Source organism: Paenibacillus sp. An7 (assembly GCF_009870785.1).
Taxonomy (GTDB): domain Bacteria; phylum Bacillota; class Bacilli; order Paenibacillales; family Paenibacillaceae; genus Paenibacillus.
Genome location: NZ_WTWX01000008.1, coordinates 46,088 through 64,529 on the forward strand (window position 1 = coordinate 46,088; position 18,442 = coordinate 64,529).

General features: G+C 42.4%; 15 protein-coding genes. 12 read left to right on the plus strand and 3 right to left on the minus strand.

The features are described 5' to 3' along the window. Window positions 1–100: 100 nt before the first annotated feature. The 5 genes from mltG to GQY27_RS11535 all read left to right on the plus strand — a co-directional run bounded on the left by mltG (window position 101) and on the right by GQY27_RS11535 (window position 7,643). Window positions 101–1,117: an endolytic transglycosylase MltG gene (gene mltG / locus GQY27_RS11515; RefSeq protein WP_160034633.1), complete on the plus strand. Its 1,017-nt coding sequence runs from the start codon at window positions 101–103 to the stop codon at window positions 1,115–1,117. 14 nt (window positions 1,118–1,131) lie between these two features. After that, window positions 1,132–2,061, plus strand: a complete 930-nt coding sequence (locus GQY27_RS11520) for a peptidase U32 family protein (RefSeq protein ID WP_160034456.1) — start codon at window positions 1,132–1,134, stop codon at window positions 2,059–2,061. Window positions 2,062–2,079: 18 nt separating this feature from the next. Beyond that, window positions 2,080–3,408, plus strand: coding sequence for a peptidase U32 family protein (locus tag GQY27_RS11525; RefSeq protein WP_160034458.1), 1,329 nt, complete (start codon window positions 2,080–2,082; stop codon window positions 3,406–3,408). A 175-nt stretch (window positions 3,409–3,583) separates the two neighbouring features. Then, window positions 3,584–5,713 carry a methyl-accepting chemotaxis protein gene (locus GQY27_RS11530; RefSeq protein WP_160034460.1) on the plus strand — a complete coding sequence of 710 codons (2,130 nt, stop codon included), beginning with the start codon at window positions 3,584–3,586 and terminating at the stop codon, window positions 5,711–5,713. Window positions 5,714–5,831: 118 nt separating this feature from the next. Next, complete coding sequence (locus GQY27_RS11535) at window positions 5,832–7,643, plus strand: peptidoglycan D,D-transpeptidase FtsI family protein (RefSeq protein ID WP_160034462.1); 1,812 nt, start codon at window positions 5,832–5,834, stop codon at window positions 7,641–7,643. Between the two features lie 61 nt (window positions 7,644–7,704). On the opposite strand, the gene GQY27_RS11540 is transcribed toward GQY27_RS11535, so the two are convergent. Next, window positions 7,705–8,835: an AI-2E family transporter gene (locus GQY27_RS11540; RefSeq protein ID WP_160034464.1), complete on the minus strand. Its 1,131-nt coding sequence runs from the start codon at window positions 8,833–8,835 to the stop codon at window positions 7,705–7,707. 158 nt (window positions 8,836–8,993) lie between these two features. On the opposite strand from GQY27_RS11540, the gene GQY27_RS11545 reads away from it, so the two are divergent. Then, complete coding sequence (locus tag GQY27_RS11545; protein ID WP_328802994.1) at window positions 8,994–10,442, plus strand: polysaccharide deacetylase family protein; 1,449 nt, start codon at window positions 8,994–8,996, stop codon at window positions 10,440–10,442. Between the two features lie 65 nt (window positions 10,443–10,507). On the opposite strand, the gene ilvD is transcribed toward GQY27_RS11545, so the two are convergent. After that, a complete protein-coding gene (ilvD, locus tag GQY27_RS11550) occupies window positions 10,508–12,196 on the minus strand; it encodes a dihydroxy-acid dehydratase (RefSeq protein ID WP_160034466.1) in 1,689 nt (562 codons plus the stop codon). 343 nt (window positions 12,197–12,539) lie between these two features. After that, window positions 12,540–12,791 carry a KGG domain-containing protein gene (locus GQY27_RS11555; RefSeq protein WP_160034468.1) on the minus strand — a complete coding sequence of 84 codons (252 nt, stop codon included), beginning with the start codon at window positions 12,789–12,791 and terminating at the stop codon, window positions 12,540–12,542. Between the two features lie 250 nt (window positions 12,792–13,041). On the opposite strand from GQY27_RS11555, the gene GQY27_RS11560 reads away from it, so the two are divergent. From GQY27_RS11560 to mgrA, 6 genes are all read left to right on the plus strand, one after another. Continuing rightward, window positions 13,042–14,004, plus strand: coding sequence for a sugar kinase (locus tag GQY27_RS11560; protein ID WP_160034470.1), 963 nt, complete (start codon window positions 13,042–13,044; stop codon window positions 14,002–14,004). Between the two features lie 87 nt (window positions 14,005–14,091). Beyond that, a complete protein-coding gene (locus tag GQY27_RS11565) occupies window positions 14,092–14,760 on the plus strand; it encodes a bifunctional 2-keto-4-hydroxyglutarate aldolase/2-keto-3-deoxy-6-phosphogluconate aldolase (protein WP_160034472.1) in 669 nt (222 codons plus the stop codon). Window positions 14,761–14,780: 20 nt separating this feature from the next. Further along, window positions 14,781–15,551 (plus strand): alpha/beta hydrolase, encoded by a 771-nt coding sequence (locus tag GQY27_RS11570; protein WP_160034474.1) that lies wholly within the window; start codon window positions 14,781–14,783, stop codon window positions 15,549–15,551. A gap of 129 nt (window positions 15,552–15,680) precedes the next feature. Continuing rightward, complete coding sequence (locus tag GQY27_RS11575) at window positions 15,681–16,439, plus strand: HAD family hydrolase (protein WP_160034476.1); 759 nt, start codon at window positions 15,681–15,683, stop codon at window positions 16,437–16,439. Window positions 16,440–16,469: 30 nt separating this feature from the next. After that, window positions 16,470–17,207, plus strand: a complete 738-nt coding sequence (locus GQY27_RS11580) for an NAD-dependent protein deacylase (RefSeq protein WP_160034637.1) — start codon at window positions 16,470–16,472, stop codon at window positions 17,205–17,207. A gap of 154 nt (window positions 17,208–17,361) precedes the next feature. Next, complete coding sequence (gene mgrA, locus GQY27_RS11585; protein WP_160034478.1) at window positions 17,362–18,363, plus strand: L-glyceraldehyde 3-phosphate reductase; 1,002 nt, start codon at window positions 17,362–17,364, stop codon at window positions 18,361–18,363. Window positions 18,364–18,442 lie beyond the last annotated feature (79 nt).

Consider the following 18,442-nt stretch of genomic DNA (forward strand, 5'->3'; position numbering starts at 1 on the left):
AAATACGGTTGATGAAAGGGCGGAGCAGTCCGCTCTTTTTGGCTGTGAAGGGGTTGTGATTTTTTTGAAAGCAAAATACTTCAGGCGATTCATTATCCTTATGGTCACTTTGGTAGTTCTTGCCGGAGGTGCATTATATGTATGGCAATCTACAAAACCTGTTACAGCATCCACAGAACCCGTTATTTTTACGATTGAAAAAGGGACGGGCACCTCTCAGATCGCTGATAATCTAGAGAAAAATGGAATCATTCGAAACAGTTTATTCTTTAAAGTATATTTGAAACTGAACAATGAAGGCTCGGGTTTTAAAGCGGGGACGTATGCGTTTGTTCCTGGTCAAAGTTACAAAGAAATTGTTACTGCTTTAAATAATGGAGATGTACAGCAAGAAGAAACGTTGAAGTTTACGATACCTGAGGGATATACACTGAAACAGATGGCGGAGAAGCTGGACACGGAAGGTGCGATCGCGAAAGAACTTTTCATGGATATTGTAAACCAGCCAGAGTTATTCAGTAATATTCCGATCGTAGCTGAGATTAAAGATAACACAGATTATCTATTTAAGCTGGAAGGCTACTTATTTCCCGAGACGTATGAACTTGCAAAAGGAAGTACAGCAGAAGATGTTGTTGTACGTATGCTGACCGAAATGCAGGAAAAACTGGATTCTATCCCGGATTTTGAGGCAAAACTAAAAGCAAGAGGCCTCACGGTACACGAACTCCTTACGGTGGCCTCACTGATCGAGAGAGAAGTTGTAGTCCCAGAGGAAAGACCACTGGTAGCAAGTGTGATCTATAACCGGTTAGAGAGCAATATGAGGCTCCAAATCGACGCGACCGTTCAATATTTGCTGGGTAAGCAGAAAGAACGTCTGCTTTATAAAGATCTAGAAGTGGATAGTCCATATAACACGTATCGAAACGCCGGACTGCCTCCAGGACCGATTGCAGCTCCAAGTTTAAGTTCTATTGAGGCTGCATTATCACCGGAAACTTCTGATTATTTATTCTATGTTACGAAGAAAGACGGGAGTTCGGAACACCTTTTTGCCAAGACGTATGAAGAACATTTGAAAAATATAGAAAAAAGTAAAGAAAGTGCGGAATAACGGAGGGATGACTTTTGACTCGGCCTTATGAATTGCTGGTGACGGCAAGTGATTTACAGGAAGCAGAAGTACTGCTTACAGCGGGAGCGGATGCGATACTTATCGGGAATGATCGCTTTGGGATGCGATTACCCGGCAGTTTTACTTTGGAAGAAACGAAGGAAGCAGTGAAGCTTGCTAAGAAGCATCATGCCAAGGTATACGTTTCGATGATTAACATTATGACAAATGAGCTTCTGCCAGAAATCCCAGACTATGTACGCGGGCTTAAAGAAGCGGGAGTTGACGGTGTTGAGTTCAATGATCCATCGGTTCTGCGGGCAGTGCGTGAGATTGCTCCTGAAATCAAGCTTCACTGGAATGCGGAAATGACTTCTACCAACTACAGTACTTCGAATTATTGGGGACGCAAAGGTGCATCCCGAGTAGTGCTTGCAAGAGAACTGAACATGGATGAAATTACAGAAATGGTGCCTATGCTAGAAATAGAGGCACAAGTTCAGATTCATGGTATGACGAATATTTACCATTCCAAGCGTCAGTTGGTTGCCAGTTACATGCAGCAACAAGGACGTCCTGTAGAGGGAGATCTCGGACTGCATAGAGGACTTTTCCTTATCGAGGCTGAGCGGCAGGATGAGAAATTTCCAATCTATGAAGATGTGAACGGTACGCATATTATGAGCTCCGAAGATATCTGTATCATGGAAGATCTCCACCTTTTAATGAACGCAGGCGTGCATTCTTTTAAAATTGAAGGGATTCTAAAAAGCACAGCATACAATGAAGCAGTTGTGAAGGCTTATCGTAAAGCCATTGATGCCTATACTGTGGATCCGTTAAACTATGAATTTGATGAATCCTGGCTTGACGAAGTACGGAAAATGCAGGATCCTGAGCGCGAACTGTCGTTTGGGTTTTTCTATAAAGAACAAGTTTATTAATATGAGGTGGTAAAAGGAATGGACACGACTACGAAACCTAAGTATACGGGCAAACGTTATCGACTCGACAAGCCTGAGCTTCTCGCTCCGGCAGGAAATTTAGAGAAGCTGAAGTTTGCGATCCACTATGGTGCCGATGCTGTATATATCGGAGGGCAAAAGTACGGCCTTCGTTCTAATGCGGACAATTTTAGTTTTGAAGAAATGCGCGAGGGTGTTGAATTCGCTAATAAATATGGGGCAAAAGTGTTTGTAGCGACAAACATCTATGCACATAATGAAGATATAGAAGGTATTGAAGCCTATCTTAAAGAGTTATATGAAGCAGGAATTTCGGCTATTATCGTAGCGGACCCGGCTATTATTGAGGTGGCACAGCGTGCCGTTCCTGGCCTTGAGGTACATCTTAGCACACAGCAATCAACGATTAACTGGCAAGCAGTGCAGTTCTGGAAAGAAGAAGGTCTGCCGCGTGTTGTTCTTGGACGGGAAGCAAGTCTTAAGGAGATTGCGGAGATTAAAGAGCACGTAGATATCGAAATTGAGGCATTTATTCATGGCGCAATGTGTTCCTCTTTTTCGGGACGCTGTGTATTATCTAACCATTTTACTGACCGTGACTCTAACCGCGGTGGATGCTGTCAGTCTTGTCGCTGGAAATATGACCTGTTTGAAGATGCGAGAGAGAACGAAGTATGGGTATCGGAAGAAGATACAAGAGATTCCCAGATACTGAAGAATTTTGAGCTTGGTGTAAATCAGCTTCCGCTGTATGAAGAAGGAGATCAAGCGTTTACGATGGGTTCTAAGGATCTGTGCATGCTTGAAAATATTCCGGATCTCATTGATGTGGGAATTGATTCCTTCAAAATTGAAGGAAGAATGAAATCCATTCACTATGTGGCAACGGTGGTAAATGTATATCGTCAAGCGATTGACTCTTACATGGCTGATCCGGAAAACTATGTACTAAAACCAGAATGGCTCGAAGAAATTCAAAAAGCAGCTAATCGTCCGCTTAATACTGGATTTTTCTACGATACACCAGATCATGAAGATCATATTTACGAACCGGAAGAAAAAGCAGTTCCTTATGACTTTGCTGGTCTTGTAATGGATTATGATGCGAATTCACAAATGGCTACAATTCAACAACGGAACTATTTTAAGACGGGAAACGATATTGAGTTCTTTGGTCCGAATGGTACCTTCTTCAAGCAAAAAGTGGGAGAGATCTATGATGAAGCTGGAAATTTACTAGATGCAGCCCGTCATCCCCTGCAAATGGTGAAAATAAAAGTCGATCAACCCGTGGCGTATTTCGATATGATGCGCAAGAAAAAATAATATAATCAGGACGAGACCCTCATCATATGTGTAAGATGAGGGTCTTTCTATGGTTGTAATAGGAAATGAGATTCAATTATTTTCATAAAAAGCAAAGGTTTTACTTCTGACCTGCCGAAGTAATAGTTATAAATACATCTTGAAAACGATAACATTAACGGCGGTGGTGAATAGAATGAAACCTTTTTTTAAGTTTAAAAAGAAGCCAGAATTGAAAGATTCAACGCAAGTAGATAAGGAGGGAGTACATACAACATTTTTAAGGAGGCAGATGAGCAGGCTGAATCCGGCGGCGTCAGTAGGGGTTCGATTATTCCTTGTTTTTATGATTGCCGTTCTGCTGGTTGTATTTGGCCTCGGAACCTTGTCCTATCAGACAGCTAAAGCAACAATTAAAGAAAAAGCTGCAGAAGCTAATCAGGAAACCATGGAACAGACGGCACAGAGACTAACTATTATTTTAGAGCAGTATGTAGATATGTCGACACAAATCTTCTTTGATAAAAACATTGAGAAAAATTTAGAAGCTTTACATAAAAGCAACGCGACCGCTTTCGATATTTATGAGTCTAGTTCCTTGCTGGGTGAACAATTGACGAATTTACAATTCACCAATGATTCAATTACATCGATTTCACTAATTCATGAAAATCCAGATACACCTGCAATAAGTACAGGAACAGGTGACTTAGTTAAACTCCGAGAAGAAGAATGGTTTACATCCATTATGGAAAATGGGGGAATGTTATGGCTTCCTACCGTAGAAAAAGATAATGGATCAGAAAGTACATATCGTATGGCTCGTGTTTTTAAAAATGTGAATGCTACGATTGGAACGATTATGATTGTTTTTGAGATTAAATCCAGTGCCTTAGAAGAAGAACTCAAGAAAGTTAACTTTGGAGAGAATGGAATCGTTCAAGCTATTTCGGAAGATGGTACAGTTATAGGATCAACGGTAGCAGAACGGGAAGGGAAGCAAACTCAGCTCACATTCCTACAGGATCTCACAGAGAAAAGCGGTTTTAGAGATACCATGAATACGATTAATGGTAAACATCAGGAAGTGCTCGCTGTGTATACTACACTTGAACTTACGGGATGGAGAATTATTGGATTAATACCTGTCAGCGAACTGGTTAAGGGAGCTAATCAGATTTTGCTTGTGACGATTATTTTTGCACTTGCCGCAACCATAATGGCTTTGTTAATTGGAATGTGGATGGTCCGCATGATTGCAAAACCTCTATCTATGCTGAAAGATCTGATGCAGCAAGGTGCAAAAGGGGACTTAACCGTGCGAACAACACATCAATCCAAAGATGAAATCGGACAGCTCTCTGCTAACTTCAACCAAATGATGGAGCAGATTACACGTTTAGTTCAGCAAACCAACCAAACAGCACAGGATGTATTACAGACTGCATCCGAATTAAGTAGTGCTTCACAGAAAACGGCAGCATCCGCAACGGAAGTAGCTGTAGCAACGGAGCAAATCGCGGGAGGGGCAACCAATCTGGCGAGTGAAGCAGAACGAGGTTCGGAAATGACGGAACTCATCTCTGCACAGATGCGGCAAGTTGTTGTCACGAATGAGGAGCTCGGAAGTTCAGCGCGGGAAGTAGAAGGAGCAAGTCAGCAAGGAAGCGCTTATTTAACAGGATTAACTAGCAAAACAGAGCAAAGTGAAGAAATGATTCGTGCGCTGGTTCATAAAGTAGATCAGCTTAAAGAGAGTACAAGCTCTATTCTAAATATCCTAGATGTACTGCAAAACATCGCAAGGCAAACCAATATTTTATCTTTGAATGCGACGATTGAGGCAGCTAGAGCAGGAGCGGCAGGTCGTGGATTTATGGTGGTGGCTGGTGAAGTTCGGCAGCTTGCAGATCAGTCGAAGGAATCAATAGATATGGTCGCGGGGATAACGGATCGGATTATGAAGGAAATGAATGAGACCGTAATGGCCTTGTCTGAGGCATATCCACTGTTCCAGGAACAGATTATAGCTGTAAAAGATACAGGGGAGATTTTTCAAACGGTTGAAGACCAGATGGGCATCTTCGTGAAAAGATTAGAGGAAACATCGATGTCTATAGAAGAACTGAATCAGTCCCAGATTACCCTTTCCGAGACGATGATGAATGTAAGTTCGGTTGCTGAGCAATCTTCTGCAACATCTCAAGAGGTGGCATCACTGAGCAGCGAGCAGCAAAGTATCGGTAATCAGCTCGTTGAATTGTCAACAAAATTGGAGAAGGTATCCGGTGAGTTAAAGGCAACGTTATCTGCTTTTAAGTATTAAAACTGTAATCCAAAGTACAATAAGTTCAAGCCCTGTTTCCTGAATGAAGGAGGCAGGGTTTTTATTATGCCGTATAAGGGGATAATAACCAAAAAAAGTCGAAAGTAGGCACCTGGGTATGGACCTGTTAAGGAAAAAACGTATCTTTTTAACGTTGCTTCTATTAGGCGGTTTGCTAGCTGTACTGGTGTTTCGTCTGGGATATATCCAGTTTGTTAGGGTGAACCAAGAAGTTCTTGAAACCGGAAGAACGATGAGAGAAATGTCGGTATTGCAACGTGAACAAGGTATTATTTTGGACCCAGGCCGCGGACAATTTCTTGACCGTCACCATAAGTCTTTAACCGGGCAAATGGTTTATGTACCCGTCCTATTCCCGCTGCCTGACCGGATTACGGAAGAACATAAAAGTGAGATCTTAGAGATGGCAGACATTCTAAATATTAAACGGGATACATTATGGACGAAATGGAATGCCTTAACTTCACCTGAATGGTGGATGCTTGCGAGTGGAGAACCACGGATCCTCACTTCTCACGAAGTCGAAACGATTCAAGCGAAGAATGTGGGGGTGATTAAAGCATTGCCCTATATGAAACGATATATAGACTCGAAGAACGGGAGGCAGTGGCTCGGGTATCTTGCAGAACTTCCTGAAAAGACAACGAAGAGTAGACTTCATCAGGAAGTAAAAGATCCTTTTAATGTAAAGTCAGGAGCAGGCGGACTTGAACGAACCCTAGAACCCTTATTAAAAGGTCTTGGGCCAACGATTGTATCCAATATGGTAGATGGACATAAACAGCCGCTAAACGGAATCCTCGGGGCAAGAGTGATTGTACCTCACAATCCGAGATACCCGCTAAATATAGAGACTACAATCGATCTAGATCTGCAAGAGCAAATAGAGAAAATAACAAAAGAGGCAGGGGTGACGGAAGGAGCCGTTGTGGTACTGGATGCCAAAAATGCAGATGTAGTGGCTATGGTATCAAGACCCTTTTATCATCCGCAGCAGATTAGTCTGGAGAAGAATGAATGGGCAAATCAGGCGCTAAAGGCGGCTGCACCCGGATCCATTTTTAAAATCATCACTGCTGCTGCTGCCCTTGAACAGGGAGTGGTGCATCCGCAAGAAAAATTCCACTGTACCGGTCATTATGGAAAATATGGACTAAGCTGCTGGAAAACAGAGGGACATGGAACTTTGACATTTGCAGAGGGTTTCGCAAAATCATGTAATATTACTTTTGCAGAAGTGGCATCACGTCTAAGTTCTAAACAGATAGCAGATGCAGCAGAGTCACTTGGTCTTGGCAGAACAGTTGGATTTGAAAAAGATCATTATTTAGGACAGGATCATTTTGTCTTGTTCGATCATGAAGAGAAAGGCCGGATTTTTAATACCAAAGAAAGTATTCAGCTTAATGATGAAGGGACCCGGATACAGACGGCAATCGGTCAGCGCGATGTGCAGGTTACTCCTTTGCAAGCAGCTAATCTTATGGTGACACTGCTTCATGGGGGAAAAGTGCAGTCCCCGCGAATTGTCTCTCATATTCATTATGCAGATGGATCTCTGCTCGCAGAAATCCCGCAAAAGCAGTTAATAGATAAAAATGTGCCTAGTATTCAGCAGTTGACAGCGAGAAAGCTGTTAGAGTTTATGGATAAGGTAGTGGAGGAGGGAACAGGACAGACTCTCAAAGAAGCCTCGTGGCATCTTGCAGGAAAGTCGGGTACAGCCCAGGTGATCCAAAATAAGGTGAAGCGAAACCATCAGTGGTTCATCGGGTATGGTCCTGTGGAATCTCCCGAATATACGGTCGCTGTACTGATCAAGAATGTATCCCCCTCATCAAAGCACAAAGCAACCTCCATATTTAAACAAGTGATGGATATGCTCGCCAAGACTCACTCTAAGCTATAGAAAATAAAAAAAACTCTACTGTCGCCATTAGGCGGGCGGTAGAGTTTCTTTAGCTTGATGATTACTCGGCAGGAGGAGCCGGTTTATCTACTACGAAAGGTGAGGATTGGAACTCATCTTCAGGCAGATGGATCCACTTTTGTAAATATCCTTGTTGAAGCAATTCCTTGATTAGAATCAGCAAGATTGGCGATAGAATTACACCAGCAATCCCAAAAATAGACAAGGAAATAAGCATAAAAGAAAGCATTAAATAGGCAGATGTGACTCCGATTGAATTTCCTGAAATTTTAGGTTCGGCCAGTTGTCTTGTCAGCATGGTTACTACTAATACAATGATAAGTCCTACAGCTGTCCCTGTATTACCTACAATAAACAAATAGATAATCCAGGGAATAAAGATAACGGGAATACCCAGCAGTGGCAGCAGATCAAAAAATGCAGATACGAGTGCGATCGTCAGAGCATTGCCGGTTCCCACAATTAATAGTCCTACATATACAAGTGCAAAGGTAATGGAAATGAGAATCAACTGTGCTTTCAAATAAGAACCGATTGAACTGAGGACATGATCTTTTAAAAACAAGTAGGCTTTCTTGATTGTTTTTGGTGCTTTTCTTTTGGTAAGAGCCCGCCACATATCAATCTCTACACTAAGAAAAAAGGCAAGAATGATAGCTACCGCAAAATTTCCTATAAATGTAGAGAAGGAGCTGAGCATAGTAATAAGATAACCGAGAAATGTTTTGCCCCAGTTCGACAGGGTTGCAGTGATGATTTCAAAATATTCATTGATCTGATTTATAACACTTTCTGGCAACGCGTTGATTTGGGTATGTAAAAAGGTCATCGACTGATTAAACTGTGTTTGAATCATTTCAGTATAGTAAGGGATATTTTCCTGAAATTGAATGATAGACGAGACGATGATGACTCCAAGTCCGAAAAATATACCGATTAGTATACCAAGAAACATGAGAACAGAAATAGCGGACGCAATTGCTTTTTTAATTCCTTTTCGGTGCAGAAACTTGGCCAGCGGCTCAATAATAATAAATACAAGAAATGAAAGAAATACAGGTGCTGCAATGTGATACAGCTTGCTTGAGACAAACATAATTAAGAACACGGTGAGTGCGATCAGGCCGATATCAAAAGCAGTGCGCCAATACTTTTTGTAGAGAGGAAGCATACGTTAACAACGACTCCTTTTTTATTTTTTGGTGGGCATTACTTAAGAGTATACGTAAAATTTGAATTCTAAGGTTCATTTTATTCACAATATGATAAAATAGGAAATAGTGTGGTTTGGATTGGCAGGCGAGTAAAGCGAGAGAAGTGAGGAATTACATGATGCAAAATTTGTTGCTTTTGCTTTTTTATATTACATCCTTTTATGCATTTATTCCTAGTCTAATCAGCCGATTATTCGGTTTTCGTGTATTTCGAAAAGGAAAAAACGTAAAGGATTATGCACTTACCTTTGATGATGGACCAGATCCATATTATACACCGCTTCTGTTGGACTTGTTGAAAAAGTACGATGCAAAGGCTACATTTTTTGTCGTGGGAGAACATGCAGAACGTAATCCCGACCTGGTAAGACGAATGCATAATGAAGGTCATTTGATTGGTATCCACAATTATAAACACTATACGAACTGGTTGATGTCACCTAAGCTTGTCCGCCAGCAAATTGAACGCACAGATGCCATTGTCTTTCAGATAACAGGGTCGCATACGGAGTATTACCGCCCGCCGTGGGGCATCACCAATTTATTTGATTTTTCAAAAAAACATCATCATCGCATCATTCTTTGGTCTGGCATGTTTGGCGATTGGAAAGAACGGATCGGGGTGGATCGTTTAACGGAACGGATGAAGAAAAGACTTCGCGGCGGAGAAGTCATGGTTCTTCATGATTGCGGAACGACACCAGGGGCAGACAAACATGCTCCGCAAATTATGCTTCATGCGCTCGAAAAAGTCCTAGAAATGGCGAAGCAAGAAGGACTGAAAAGTATCCGCATTGACGAGATGATTGATCTTCACAATGCATCAAAGAATGCAAATTCAGTTAGGAAACTACAATATAGAAAGGATGGGTTTGCGACGGTGAGAACAGGGATGAAAAAAGTAGTCGTTAAATTATGGTTAGGCTGGGAGAAAGTATTTCATCTTGTTACTCATCTAAAGACGATTACCCCAGAGAATCCTTTCTTGCATTACCGAATTCGTCCCTATCAAGGAAAACGGGTAGCCATGACAGATGGGGAATTTCTTGAAAAAGGCGATTCGATTGTTGAACTTCATTTTGATAATAAAAAATTATATCAGCTGGGAACGACATCACGTACATCAGTTCATTTAGCTATTCGTATGATCCGGACAATGGAAAAACAGCTTCCTGATCTTGCTCATCTTATTGCAAAGGATCCGGATGCAGCAGAGGTAAAAGCCCTGTATGGTGTTACGATGATTAACCGAGGACCAGAGCAATTCGGGTTTCTTGTCAAAGATCTACCAAAAGGATGGTTTGCTGCTTCCAGTGCTGTTTATCTCCGAATTTTGATGAGTGTAATTCATCCACAAGGGCAGAAGCGTCTAAAAGAAGGCAACCAGCAAATGATACCCAAAATGATCATCATGCCTATGGATGTACTCTATGAACGATTCGGGAGCATACATAAGCCTGAGCGAACTGCTCCAAGAGAAGTAACAGAGGAAAGGTATGAAGAAGAGGAATCAGGAATTCGTGCGGGAAATTCTGATTTAAGCAGAACACCGCCGGTAGCATAAGTAGAAATATATATCATAAAAGGATCCTCTGTTCTCATGAACGGAGGATCCTTTTTTATGAAATATTAGATTTTTAGAACGCCGCCGTTACTTGCGTTCGTTACTAGTTTGGAATAACGCGCCAAATATCCGGTTTTAACTTTAGGCTCAAACTCTGTCCATTCTTCCGCACGGCGACGTTCCATTTCTTCTTCACTAATAAGCAGTTCAATCTTACGATTGTTGAGGTCAAGTTCAATCAAATCTCCATCATGTACGAAAGCGATTGGTCCGCCTTCCGCAGCTTCTGGGGAAATATGTCCGATACTGATTCCTCTGGATGCACCCGAGAAACGTCCGTCAGTGATCAGACCTACTTTGGCACCCAGCCCCATCCCTACAATTTGGGAGGTAGGAGCGAGCATTTCCGGCATACCTGGTCCGCCTTTTGGACCTTCATAACGAATGACTACTACGTTTCCTTCTGTTACTTTTCCATTGGCAATGCCTTCTAGTGCTTCTTCTTGGGAGTTAAAGCAGATTGCAGGGCCCTTATGATATCCGCCAACAGAAGGATCGACTGCCCCCACTTTAATGATGGAACCTTCAGGTGCTAGATTACCAAAGAGTACAGCCAGTCCGCCCCGTTCGGAGTGAGGATTATCCAAGGCATGAATCACGTTATGATCTTGAATTTCTACTCCTTCAACATTCTCACGAATGGTTTTTCCTGTTACGGTAATACAATCCCCATGGATTGCACCTGGTTTCTTGAGAAGTTCATTCAGAACGGCACTTACACCGCCCGCATTCTGAACATCCTCAATATGATAATCGGAAGCAGGTGCCAGTTTGGACAGATGAGGTACTCGATTCGCTACTTCATTAATACGGTCAATTGGATATGCAATTCCTGCTTCATGAGCAAGCGCAAGCGTATGAAGTACCGTATTCGTGGAACCACCCATCGCCATATCGAGTGCAAATGCATTATCAATAGCTTCATGAGTTACGATATCACGAGGTTTTAGATCTAGTTTAATGAGTTCCATCAATTGAGTTGCAGACTTACGTACAAAATCACGACGTTCTGGTGAAACCGCGAGAATAGTTCCGTTACCCGGCAGGGCTAGTCCCATTGCCTCGGCAAGACAGTTCATCGAGTTTGCAGTAAACATACCTGAACAGGATCCGCATGTAGGACAACCGAATTGTTCTAATTCGAGCAGGCTTTGATCATCTATTTTACCCGCTTGGTAAGCACCTACTCCTTCAAATACAGAAGTAAGAGATAATGCCCGGCCATTACTGTCGCGTCCTGCCTTCATAGGTCCGCCGCTAACGAAAATCGTTGGGATGTTCACGCGAAGTGCACCCATCATCATGCCTGGTGTAATTTTGTCACAGTTAGGAATACATACCATACCGTCAAACCAGTGAGCAGAAACTACGGTTTCTACTGAATCTGCAATAATGTCACGGCTTGGAAGCGAATAGCGCATCCCGATATGACCCATTGCAATTCCATCGTCTACACCAATGGTATTGAATTCAAAAGGAACACCGCCTGCTTCACGAATCGCATCTTTTACAATTTTTCCGAATTCCTGAAGATGCACATGTCCTGGTACAATATCGATATATGAATTACATACGGCAATAAACGGTTTACCGAAATCTTCCTCTTTTACTCCAGCTGCACGAAGCAAACTCCGATGCGGTGCTCGATCAAACCCTTTTTTAATCATGTCTGAACGCATTTTTTTCGGTGCCATGGTGACTGTTTCCCCCCAGAATCAAAATAATTTCAATTGTACTTCGTTCGTTCTGTAATGCTTTACCGCAAATAGGCTTTACCGTAAAATGAATATATAATTTGTATGAGTCTATCACAGTTTCCGGCATATTTCTACAAAATTAAGGGATCATAGGTACAGAAAAACAAAAAAGAGACCTGAATTTCCCAGTGATCAAGACTCCGCAGCTTTACGAACCCGTATATTTTCCTAAAAGATCCGCTAGATTCGTTTTATGTGAGCAGATGATTGTCATGTGAAATAAAGTCTCTTTTATTTATCAATTTTACGTTTCTGAAATTAAGCCAGTACACAAGATATCTTAACGAAGGCCCCCTTTGCGTCCAATCTCACGATAAAATGTACGGTCGTGGGAGCGAGCCGTAGCCTGTCCCCCTTTGCTTCCAATCTCTTGGTAGAAATCTGCATCATGGTTCTCTGACGTGGAGATTCCTCCTTTTCTACCTATATTTTCATAAAATGATCGATCAAATTTTTTTGAAGTGGCTTCCCCGCCAAGCCGCCCTGCTTCAGCACGAGTCATTTTGGGTCGGTTGGTTTTTGAATTTGACATGTAGACTCTCTCCTTTTTCATTATTAACATCTAATTACCACAGCTGATTTGCTGTGAAACGAAGAAAATGAGTGATTGTAAAAAAATGTTGTAAAGCATATTATTTTAACAATTTTATAATTGACAACGGTTACAATGCAGATGACAATAGAGTTAATGAACCTTAATGGAAGATTATGAACCGAAACGGAAATTATCTAAAGCAAAAACGCCTATCGTTTTTGTGATGAAAAGGTGGGGTTTCTAGAAAATGCGAAATACATCCGTTCAGCCTGAAGTAGTTACTTTTGGGGAAAGCATGGGGTTGTTCACCGCGCAAGATACCAGAGGACTAGAATACGCTTCAACCTTGCATAAATCTTTTGGCGGAGCAGAGAGCAATGTAGCCATTGGTCTTGCTCGTTTGGGGCAACGAAGTGGATGGTGCGGATGGCTTGGTAATGATCCTTTAGGTCAGATGATCATGAAGTCGATTCGCGGAGAAGGAGTTGATGTATCCCGAGCGAAGTTGAAGGAAGGAATGGCAACAGGGCTTATGATCCGAGAAAATCTACCGGGCAAGTCTTCGGTGCATTATTATAGGAAGCTGTCTGCAGCAAGCTGTATGACACCATCTGAACTCGACAGGGATTATATTGCCAGTGCCAAAATACTTCATGTTACCGGGATTACAGCTGCTATTAGTCCATCCAGCTTAAAGACGGTGCAGGAAGCGATTCGCATCGCTAAAGATTCTGGTGTGAAAGTGAGTTTTGATCCTAATGTAAGGTTGAAGTTATGGACAATTGATGAGGCTAGACCTGTGCTTTTGTCTTTGGCCGAGCAAGCAGACTATTTTTTGCCGGGTCTTGATGAATTGAAACTTCTATATGATGAGGAAAATTCAGAACGGATTTTCGAGAAGTTATCGACTTTGAAGGCCGTGTCCATCGTAAAAGGCGGACCTGATCTTACCTATGTGCTGGATGACGGCAGAATAGAAAAGGTTCCTTATGTCAAAGCAGAGCAAGTAATTGATACCGTAGGGGCGGGAGATGGATTTTGCGCTGGTTTCCTTGCTGGTATATTACAAGGCAAGACACCTTTAGAGGCAACGAAACTCGGAAGTTTAATGGGAAGCATGGTTATTCAGGCGGTAGGAGACTGGGAAGCGCTCCCGACACATGCCCAAGTAGAAGCTGCCCTGAACAATATTCAGCATATTGAACGATAGTATGGGGTCATTGGATCTTTGATCTAAAGAATTTCCCTTTTGAAATCATAGAACAAATCATACATAATATAAGGAGTTGTAAGGAAGATGAAAAAACTGCAGTTAATCCAAAAAATCGTGGAACATGGTGTCGTAGCTGTCTTACGTGCAGATTCTGCAAAGCAGGTTGTTGAAATGGCCGAGCAAGCGATTGCAGGCGGGATTAAAGTAATTGAAATTACCTTGACCGTACCGGGTGCTTTGCAGGCTATTGAGGAACTAAGTAAAACGTACAGCTGGGACACAGCAGATGAAGAGCGTTTTGCAATCATCGGAGCGGGGACGGTGCTTGAACCTCAGACCGCAAGAGCTGCAATTATGGCAGGTTCCGCTTTTATTGTAGGACCTTCGTTAAATCCGGACACGGTAAGGTTGTGTAATTTATACCGAGTGCCTGTGATGCCAGGTGTGATGACGATTGCTGAAGTTCAAACTGCACTTGAGCTTGGTGTGGATGTAGTAAAACTGTTTCCAGGCAGTGTATACGATCCATCCGTCATCAAAACGATGAAAGGTCCGCTTCCACAGGCTAATTTTATGCCTACGGGGGGTGTATCCTTGGATAATTTAGGTGAATGGATTAAGGGCGGAGCTGTAGCAGTAGGAATTGGCTCAGATCTGACACAGCAAGCAGTAAAAACAGGGGATATGACTTACGTAAAGCGAAAGGCTGAAGAGTATATTGGTGCTTACCGTAAAGCGATTCTCGAGAAATAAGAAAAGAAAAGGTGACTGAGTTGAATAACAGCAAGACAAAACAACATCGAAAATTAAAAATAACAATTTGGAGCATTATCTTAGTAGTAGTGCTTGCTATTGGAGGTATGTGGGCTTATCTTTCCATGAACACCCTCGAACCGCTGGAGAAAGCCCAAGCTGCAATGCAGTCTACCGAGCAAGTTGAAGTGATAGATCAGAAGAATTGGATTGAATTTCAACCTAAACAACCACAGGGCGTGAGTGTGATTTTTTATCAAGGAGCCTTTGTTGAAGAAGCAAGTTACGCTCCATTAGCTCAGCTGCTTGCGGAAGGCGGACATCCCGTATATGTAATGAAAATGCCGGCTAATCTGTCGGTGGCTGGAGGAAATTCAGCTAGTAAAGTAATAGAAGCTTATCCTGATGAAACGTTTGTGATTGGTGGACATTCACTTGGCGGAGCTATGGCTGCAAGGTTTGCAGCGGGTCATGCAGATGATCTTGCAGGCATGTTTTTATTAGGTGCTTATGCAGATGAAAAAGGAGATGTGAGTGATACATCGCTTTCTGTCATCAGCATTATTGGGGAGAAAGATGATGTAGTCAATCGTGAGAATGTAGAGGTAGGCAGAAACTATCTTCCGCAAGATACCATCTATTACAACCTGCCTGGAGGTAATCATGCGCAGTATGGTGACTATGGTCTGCAAAAAGGGGACGGCACCGCTGACATTACGATGGAAGAACAAATTACATTAACTGCCGATTCTCTTCTTTCTTGGATGGATCAGATACAATCCGAAAAGTAAGGCAGTAATCTATAGCAATATTAACTTTTATTCTGATCGGGGACCCGGTCAGAATTTTTTTTGCATAAGCTGTTGCATGATAAGATGAAGATTGTTTAATTATGGAAATGAGGGAGGGGGGACCTAGCAATGGTTTTATTAAAAACAGAAAAAGCAGAGGCACACGTCTCAGGAATTTTGTTTGACAAAGATGGAACATTGCTTGATTTAAATAAGCTGTGGGCGCCATGGGCTACATTTGTACTTGATCAACTGGAGAAGAAACTGGCCTCATTGGGATGTTCTTTTACGGGACATAGAGACCAGGTATTCGGTACGCAGTATAATAGCAGCGGCAGCGTCATTGGTTACGATGCACAAGGGCCGTTTGCCATTGCAACCGTAAGTGAATCTACGGGATTACTTGCCTGGCAGCTGTACGCTGCTGGAATGCCGTGGAATGATGCCATCACTTATGTACGAATGGTCAGCAGGCAGGCGATGAGCAAAGTGAAACAAGAGCATGCTCATCCCACACCAGGATTAATTCCTTTTCTCATCAGTTGCCGTGAAAAAGGGCTGAGGCTCGGCGTCGTGACCGCTGACTCAACAGATACTGCGGAGCTTCATTTGAGATGGCTCGGGATATTAGATTATTTTGATGTTATAATCGGATATGATCAGGTACAGAACAGTAAACCTCATCCGGAAAGTGCTCATGCCTGCTGTGCAAAGCTCGGTTTATCTCCGCAAGATTGTGCCGTCATTGGTGACAGTAATGGTGATATGCAGATGGCGAAAAGTGCAAGATCAGCACTTGCTGTTGGTTTCATACAGTCACATAATCCGTTTTATTTACATGATGCAGATACCGTCATTACGAGTTATACCCAAATATCGCTTGAATAGACTTTTTATGAAATGGAGTGCACTTTCATGATGGAACCCGTTGAACAATTAACAACCTGGATAAAGCAAAGTTCCAAAATCGTTTTTTTTGGCGGCGCAGGTACTTCCACGGAAAGTGGTATTCCTGATTTTCGCTCTGCGGCCGGTATTTATCAAACGGAACAGCATTCTCCGTACTCACCCGAAGAACTATTAAGTATCGATTTTTTTAAACTGCACCCCGATATCTTCTATGATTTCTACCGTAATAAGATGCTGCACCCGGATGCCATACCAAGCGGAGCACACCGTCTGCTGGCTCGTCTTGAAAAAGAAGGGAAGATGACGGCTGTCATAACCCAGAATATTGATGGACTCCATCAAGCAGCAGGCAGTAAAGTGGTACATGAATTACATGGTTCCGTTCATCGTAACTACTGTATGGACTGCTCTAAGTTTTATCATTTGAATTATATTCTGCAATCGGGGAGCGGAGTGCCGTACTGTGAGAAATGTGGCGGCATCGTAAAACCCGATGTCGTGCTCTACGGAGAATCACTCGATCAGGGAACACTTTATCATGCCGTTGATGCCTTGTCGGAGGCAGATTTGCTTATCATTGGCGGTACTTCGCTGACCGTGCAGCCTGCTGCACAGCTTGTGACGTATTTTCAAGGGAAGCACATCGCACTCCTAAACGCTACACCTACACCGTACGATAACAAAGCAGATCTTCTCATTTCGGAACCAATTGGTAAAGTGATGGATCAAGTAAATGCGTTATTGTAGAGAAGGTTGCACTACAGCCTGTCTTAAATTTTTAAGATAGGCTTATTTTTTTATTTATTTGTAAACGTTTTCTTGCGTAGAACAGAGGTAAGGTCTATCATAAATACTAGAAATGAATGGTGTGGTATGAGGAATAGGGAGAGGATGAACAATAATGGTTTATATAGCAAATGAAGCAAGATATGAGACGATGACATATAATCGGCTGGGACGCTCAGGCTTGAAATTGCCTGCCATCTCACTTGGACTCTGGCACAACTTTGGTGGAATTAACAGTCTAGAGAACGGTCGTGAGATGATTCGTACCGCTTTTGATTTAGGGATTACTCATTTCGATTTAGCTAACAATTATGGACCTCCTCCTGGATCAGCAGAGGAAATGTTTGGACAAATAATTACGAGTGATCTGTTACCCTACCGAGATGAGCTGGTGATTTCTACGAAAGCAGGATATCACATGTGGCCAGGACCTTATGGGGAATGGGGTTCACGTAAATACTTAATATCAAGCCTTGATCAGAGCCTGAAACGAATGGGACTAGATTATGTAGACATTTTTTATTCTCATCGTTTTGACCCAGAGACTCCGCTAGAGGAAACGATGCAGGCACTAGACCATATTGTTCGTTCGGGAAAAGCCTTATATGTTGGGATTTCTAACTATTCTGCGGATCAGACCAAAGAAGCGGTTCGTATTCTAAATGGACTGGGCACACCGTTATTAATCCACCAGCCGAGATATTCAATGCTTGATCGCTGGATTGAAAATGGACTTCAGGATGTACTCGAGGAAAATGGAGTTGGAAGCATTGCTTTTTGTCCATTAGAGCAAGGGGTTCTTACTAGTAAATATTTAAATGGGATTCCTGACAATTCAAGAGCGAAAAGCTCGTCTGTATTCTTGAACGAAAATCAGATCACTCCTCAAACGCTGCGTAAAGTACGCGCACTCAATCAGATTGCAGCTTCAAGAGGACAAAGTCTGGCGCAGTTTGCCCTTGCGTGGGTACTTCGCGGTGGAAAAGTTACCTCTGCTCTTATCGGGGCGAGCCGCCCTGGTCAGATAAAGGAGAATGTTAACGCACTGCAAAATCTCGATTTTTCTCTAGAAGAGCTGGAACGAATCGAAAATATTCTTCGAGACAATGAATCCTAGTAGAGCACTTATATAGATGAACGAACATGATAAATTAATAGAAAAATCCTGCCTGGTTTGATCTCGGGGCAGGATTTTT

What these genes read in the sequence shown, in the direction of transcription:
- mltG (WP_160034633.1), top strand. Translation starts at nt 101, where the DNA reads ATGGTCACTTTGGTAGTTCTTGCCGGAGGTGCATTATATGTATGGCAA.
- GQY27_RS11525 (WP_160034458.1), top strand. Translation starts at nt 2,080, where the DNA reads ATGGACACGACTACGAAACCTAAGTATACGGGCAAACGTTATCGACTC.
- GQY27_RS11530 (WP_160034460.1), top strand. Translation starts at nt 3,584, where the DNA reads ATGAAACCTTTTTTTAAGTTTAAAAAGAAGCCAGAATTGAAAGATTCA.
- GQY27_RS11535 (WP_160034462.1), top strand. Translation starts at nt 5,832, where the DNA reads ATGGACCTGTTAAGGAAAAAACGTATCTTTTTAACGTTGCTTCTATTA.
- GQY27_RS11540 (WP_160034464.1), bottom strand. Translation starts at nt 8,835, where the DNA reads ATGCTTCCTCTCTACAAAAAGTATTGGCGCACTGCTTTTGATATCGGC.
- GQY27_RS11545 (WP_328802994.1), top strand. Translation starts at nt 8,994, where the DNA reads ATGATGCAAAATTTGTTGCTTTTGCTTTTTTATATTACATCCTTTTAT.
- ilvD (WP_160034466.1), bottom strand. Translation starts at nt 12,196, where the DNA reads ATGGCACCGAAAAAAATGCGTTCAGACATGATTAAAAAAGGGTTTGAT.
- GQY27_RS11555 (WP_160034468.1), bottom strand. Translation starts at nt 12,791, where the DNA reads ATGTCAAATTCAAAAACCAACCGACCCAAAATGACTCGTGCTGAAGCA.
- GQY27_RS11560 (WP_160034470.1), top strand. Translation starts at nt 13,042, where the DNA reads ATGCGAAATACATCCGTTCAGCCTGAAGTAGTTACTTTTGGGGAAAGC.
- GQY27_RS11565 (WP_160034472.1), top strand. Translation starts at nt 14,092, where the DNA reads ATGAAAAAACTGCAGTTAATCCAAAAAATCGTGGAACATGGTGTCGTA.
- GQY27_RS11575 (WP_160034476.1), top strand. Translation starts at nt 15,681, where the DNA reads ATGGTTTTATTAAAAACAGAAAAAGCAGAGGCACACGTCTCAGGAATT.
- GQY27_RS11580 (WP_160034637.1), top strand. Translation starts at nt 16,470, where the DNA reads ATGGAACCCGTTGAACAATTAACAACCTGGATAAAGCAAAGTTCCAAA.
- mgrA (WP_160034478.1), top strand. Translation starts at nt 17,362, where the DNA reads ATGGTTTATATAGCAAATGAAGCAAGATATGAGACGATGACATATAAT.